The 5,080-nt window shown below is 69.0% G+C and carries 4 protein-coding genes; 2 read left to right on the top strand and 2 right to left on the bottom strand.

What is annotated here, in order from left to right; genetic code table 11:
* The coding region (locus R1101_RS0115775; protein WP_016934351.1) for an acetate--CoA ligase at positions 1-1,316 on the bottom strand (1,316 nt) is incomplete at its 3' end.
* Between the two features lie 197 nt (positions 1,317-1,513).
* Here R1101_RS0115775 and R1101_RS0115770 point away from each other — a divergent pair.
* Positions 1,514-2,263, top strand: a complete 750-nt coding sequence (locus tag R1101_RS0115770) for a hypothetical protein (RefSeq protein WP_026003335.1) — start codon at positions 1,514-1,516, stop codon at positions 2,261-2,263.
* A 413-nt stretch (positions 2,264-2,676) separates the two neighbouring features.
* On the opposite strand, the gene R1101_RS0115765 is transcribed toward R1101_RS0115770, so the two are convergent.
* Positions 2,677-3,531, bottom strand: coding sequence for an HAD family hydrolase (locus R1101_RS0115765; RefSeq protein WP_425337687.1), 855 nt, complete (start codon positions 3,529-3,531; stop codon positions 2,677-2,679).
* A 368-nt stretch (positions 3,532-3,899) separates the two neighbouring features.
* On the opposite strand from R1101_RS0115765, the gene ssd reads away from it, so the two are divergent.
* A complete protein-coding gene (gene ssd, locus R1101_RS0115760; protein WP_016934348.1) occupies positions 3,900-4,970 on the top strand; it encodes a septum site-determining protein Ssd in 1,071 nt (356 codons plus the stop codon).
* Positions 4,971-5,080: the final 110 nt, after the last annotated feature.

Genomic DNA, 5,080 nt, shown 5'->3' with positions numbered 1-5,080 from the left:
AGCGGAGCCATCGCCGAGCCGGGCTTGGTGGCGGTGATGCCGGGCAGCGGCGAGATCATGATCGCGCCGGTCTCGGTCTGCCACCAGGTGTCGACGATCGGGGCCGAATCCGCGCCGATGACCTCGCGGTACCAGCGCCACGCTTCCGGGTTGATCGGCTCGCCGACGCTGCCGAGCAGACGGATCGACGACAGATCGTGGGCGTCGGGGATCTCGCGACCCCACTTCATGAAGGTGCGGATCAGCGTCGGGGCGGTGTAGTAGATCGACACCCCGTACTTCTCGATGATCTCGAAGTGCCGGTGCTCGTTCGGCGAGTTGGGGGTGCCCTCGTAGACGACCTGCGTGACCCCGTTGCTCAGCGGGCCGTAGACGATGTAGCTGTGGCCGGTGACCCAGCCGATGTCGGCGGTGCACCAGTAGACGTCCTTGCCGGGCTTGTGGTCGAAGACGTAGTGGTGGGTGTACGAGGCCTGGGTCAGATAGCCACCGGAGGTATGGATGATGCCCTTCGGCTTACCCGTGGTGCCCGAGGTGTACAGAATGAACAGCGGATGCTCGGAGTCGAACGGCTGCGCCTCGTGCTCCGGGGACGCCTTCTCGACGGTCTCGTGCCACCACAGGTCACGACCCTCGGTCCACTCGACGTCGATGCCGGTGCGCGCGACGACCAGCACGTGCTCGATCGACTTCGCGTCGGCGACGGCCTCGTCGGCGGCGTTCTTGAGCGGCGCGGCCTGGCCACGACGCCACTGGCCGTCGACCGTGACGAGCAGCTTGGCCTGCGCGTCGTCGATGCGCGACCGCAGCGCCGACGACGAGAAGCCGCCGAACACCACCGAATGAGTCAGGCCGAGGCGCGCGCACGCGAGCATCGTGACGATGGCCTCGGGGATCATCGGCATGTAGATCGCGACGCGATCGCCGGCGACCAGACCGAGCTCGGTGAAGGTGTTCGCGGCACGGGAGACCTCGGCGAGGAGGTCGTTGTAGGTCAGCGACCGGCTGTCGCCGGGCTCGCCCTCGAAGTGGATGGCGACCCGATCGCCGTTACCGGCCTCGACATGCCGGTCGACGCAGTTGTAGGCGACATTCAGCGCGCCGCCGACGAACCACTTCGCGAACGGAGCGTTCGACCAGTCGAGCACTTCCGTCCAGGGCTGTGCCCAGTCGAGTCGTTTCGCCTGCTCGTCCCAGAATCCGAGCCGATCGGCGTCGGCCGCGGCCTGCAGTTCCGGACCGGCGTTGGCCGTGGCGGTGAACTCCGGGCTCGGCGGGTACGCCTTCGATTCGTGCTCCTGGGCTGCGCTCGTCATGATGCGGGGCCTCTTTCCGGGTGGTTCCATTCGGGCTCTTGTGAGCGTAATCATCTGTGACCGGCACCGCACCGTTGCATCGATATGCAACCCCGTCACTTTCGCTCATCGGTCGAATTCGCGCGACGAACGGCATTCCGGCACGACCGGTGAACCTCTCGGCCGCTCGACGCGTGGGCGGCGGTACCGTCGTCGACGTGACCGACCCTCTTCAGCCTCTCGTCGACCTTCCGGGCGTGCGCGACGCCGCAGACCGCGCCCGCGACGCGCTCGCCGAGGTGCACCGGCATCGGACCAACCGGCGGGGGTGGGCGAACACCGCTGCGGAGGCATCGGTGCGGGCTGCACGTGCCTCTGCGTCGATCGACGGCGGGTCGACGGAACTTCCCCGACCGGGGGAGAGCGGAGACCCGATCCTGGCCGGAGCACTGCGGGTCGCGCAGGCGCTCGACGGTGATGCGCTCGGCACCATGGTCGCGACCTGGCGTCGCGCTCCGCTGCAGGCGCTCGCCCGTCTCCACCTGCTCGCCGCGGCCGATCTGGTGGACGACGCGGAGGACCTGGGTCGTCCGCGCACGGAACCGGGCGTCGCCGAGCGTCTCGACGGGCTCGCGCAACTCGTCACGGGCGGGACGAACGCCCCGGCGCCGGTTCTCGCGGCGGTCGTGCACGGCGAACTGTCCGTTCTGAAGCCGTTCGGTGTCGCCGACGGTGTCGTAGCGCGGGCGGCGTCCCGGTTGGTGTGCGTGGCGTCCGGACTCGACACGCACAATCTCGGCGTGCCCGAGGTGCACTGGATGCGCCGTCTGCAGGCCTACCGCGACGGTGTCGCCGGATTCGGGGCGGGAACCGTGGAGGGTGTCGGCGGCTGGGTGCTGTTCTGCTGCGGGTCGCTCGAGGCCGGGGCCCGTGAGGCCACGTCGATCGCGGAGGCTTTCGCCGGCTGAGTGGGGAGATGTCCCCACACGCGAAAGCGGGTGGCATATCGATCGAGATCGATTCCGCCACCCGCTAGCACGGGCGGTCCGAGTTACCATGCGTGCTGAAATGGGTTGTGATTCAACGGCCTCGGCGATGATCCGGGTATCGTCGATTCGTCCTCGCAACGGGTGCGGGGTACTTGTCTTCGAAAATCCGGAACTCGCAGGCCCACAACGCTTGTGCCCTTATAGTGGCATCGGCTTCGCGTGGGTACTCGGTGTCCGTGCTGGGAAGAACAGTCGGGAGATCGAATCTTCTCTTCCGATTCGGTCTTGGCCTTCCGTCCTTCCGTAACTCCTTTCTACCCCGTCCGGGAGATGTGGGCAAGCCCCCGACGTCATCACTTCGGTTCTGCTCTCGCGGCGAGTGACCCTGAGTGTCAACGCATCCGGTGTTCGGTCAGGCGACGCGTGGCACCCAGTATCAGTGCGGTCACACCGAGGGTGACGGCGAGCGTCGCCAGGGCACGCGGCGAGGGGCGGGCGCGCCGCCCGAGCGGCACAGGACGGGCGAAAATGAGAACGGGCCAACCATTTTCGGTGGCCGCCCGACGCAACGGACGATCCGGGTTGACCGCACGCGGATGGCCGACCTCCAGCAACATCGGCAGGTCGGTGGCCGAATCGGAGTACGCGTAACTGCGGGAGAGGTCGTAGCCGTATCGATCGGCGAGTTCGCGGATCGCGACCGCCTTCGCCTCTCCGAAACAGTAGAACTCGAGCTCGCCGGCATACCGTCCGTCGACTATGCGCATCCGGCTCCCCGTGCTGTGGGAGGCACCGAGTGTCCGCGCGATCGGAGTGACCACTTCCTGACCCGACGCCGACACGATGATCACGTCGTGACCACGGGCCCGGTGGTCGGCGATCAGATCCTTCGCCTCCGCGTAGACGAGCGGCGTCACGACGTCCTGCAGGGTCTTCTCGACGATGGATCCGACCTGCTCGACGTCCCAGCCCTTGCACATGTGTGCGATGTGTTCGCGCATCCGGTCCACCCGGGTCTGATCGGCCGCCGACAACAGGTAGAGGAGCTGGGCGTAGGTGCTCTGCAGCACGGCCCGGCGACTGAGGAGACCCTCTTCGAAGAACGGCCGGGTGAAGGCCAGCACGCTCGACTTGGCGATGACGGTCTTGTCGAGATCGAAGAACGCTGCGATGCGAGTCGCGTCCGGTGAGTCCCCCGTCGACGGGGCCGGTCGGGACGGATTCACGGACGTGTCGGTCACGATCACCACAATAGGTGCGCGCGGACTTCGAAGTGCCCGGCGCGCGGCGCGCCGGTGTTTGAAGTTGCAAGTAGTCGCGCCTAACGGTGTACTATCGCGAATGCCCGGGTCGATACTCGGGTTGTGGTCAGCCCGACCCCCCGGGGCTGAACGCAGACGGCCCTCGCCTCCTCCCCCCTGGCGAGGGCTGTCGCTTTGTCGGAGGTGGTTACCTGCCGATCCCCGTACCGTCCTTACACCCCGGATCCTGCGCAGCGACCTGCGAATGTCGCGGACGCGCCGGTTGTCCACAGCCCCCCGATTCATCCACAGGTAGGGCTTCCGGCACCGTTCTCGCGGCGTCCCGGACTCCGTGGCGCGGCAGCCTGTCGGGCATGAACGACATCCTCGGACTGGTCGACGATCCCGCGCTGGTCGCCGACCTCCGTCGCGTGGTCGCGGCGGCCGACCGCACGTTGCACGAGATGTCCGTGCCGGTGCCACGCAGAGCGTGGACCGACGCGCCCATCGTCGTCCTCGACGCCGCTGCTGCCGTGTCGTGCGCGGGTGGGTATCCGCGCCGCCCCGGTGTGATCCTCGTGTGCAGCGGAACCGCCGACCTGACGGAATGGCAGGCCGCCGCGACCGTCGGCGCCGAACACGTCCTCGCGCTCCCGTCCGAGGAGGTGGAACTGCTCTCGATCATCGCGGCCGCCGGCGAACCCTCGTCCGGTGCAGGCGTCGTCCTCGCGGTCGTCGGAGGGTGTGGGGGAGCGGGGGCGTCGACCTTCGCAGCCGCGCTGGCCTGGGCTGCCGGGCACGACGAGCGACGCGACACCCTGCTCGTCGACGCCGACCCGTTCGGCGCGGGACTCGATGTCCTGACCGGACTCGAGGAACACCCCGGTGTGCGGTGGTCCGGTCTCACCGTCGACGGAGGCCGGATCTCGGCGCGTGCCCTGCGCGACGCCGTGCCCGTCTGGTCGTCCGGCGTGGGAGTCCTGTCCACCGACCGCGAGAACAACGAACGGCTCACCGCCGGAGCCGCCGGGTCGGTCGTCGAGGCGGCGCGAGGAGCAGGAACGACCGTCGTGTGCGACGTGGGACGTAGCTTCGGCCCCGTCGCCGATGCGGTGATCACACTGGCCGACCTCACCGTTCTCGTGGTGCCGGCCCGTATCGGCGCGGTGCTCTCGGCTGCCCGGGTCGCCCGCACGCTCGCGGCCCGTGGCGAACCGGCAGGGGTCGTCGTCCGCGGACCTGCACCCGGTGGCCTGCGAGCCGCCGACGTGGCCGACGCGGTGGGCGTGGACGTGCTCACCGCGATGCGTCCCGAGCCCGGCCTGACGGAAAGGCTCGAACACGGCGGCCTGCGGTTGCGGCCACGGTCGCCGCTGCTCGGTGCGGCGCACGACGTGCTGGCGGCCGTCGGTGTCGACCACGCCGGTCGGAGGCGGGCAGCATGAGCGGGATCCTCGGAGACGAGCTCCTCGGCCGGGTCCGCGACCGGCTGGCCGACGAGGCGGGAGACCTCACCCCCGCCCGCGTCGCCGCCGCCCTGCGCGCCGAATCCGGT

It is taken from the genome of Rhodococcus sp. R1101, assembly GCF_000278445.1.
Classification (GTDB): Bacteria; Actinomycetota; Actinomycetes; order Mycobacteriales; family Mycobacteriaceae; genus Rhodococcus; species Rhodococcus gordoniae.
Note: the sequence above shows the minus strand (reverse complement) of the source record. Positions and strands in the feature narration are given on the sequence as shown.

Bases quoted from the DNA above. Each gene is read 5' to 3' on its own strand.
- ssd (WP_016934348.1), top strand. From the start codon at position 3,900: ATGAACGACATCCTCGGACTGGTCGACGATCCCGCGCTGGTCGCCGAC.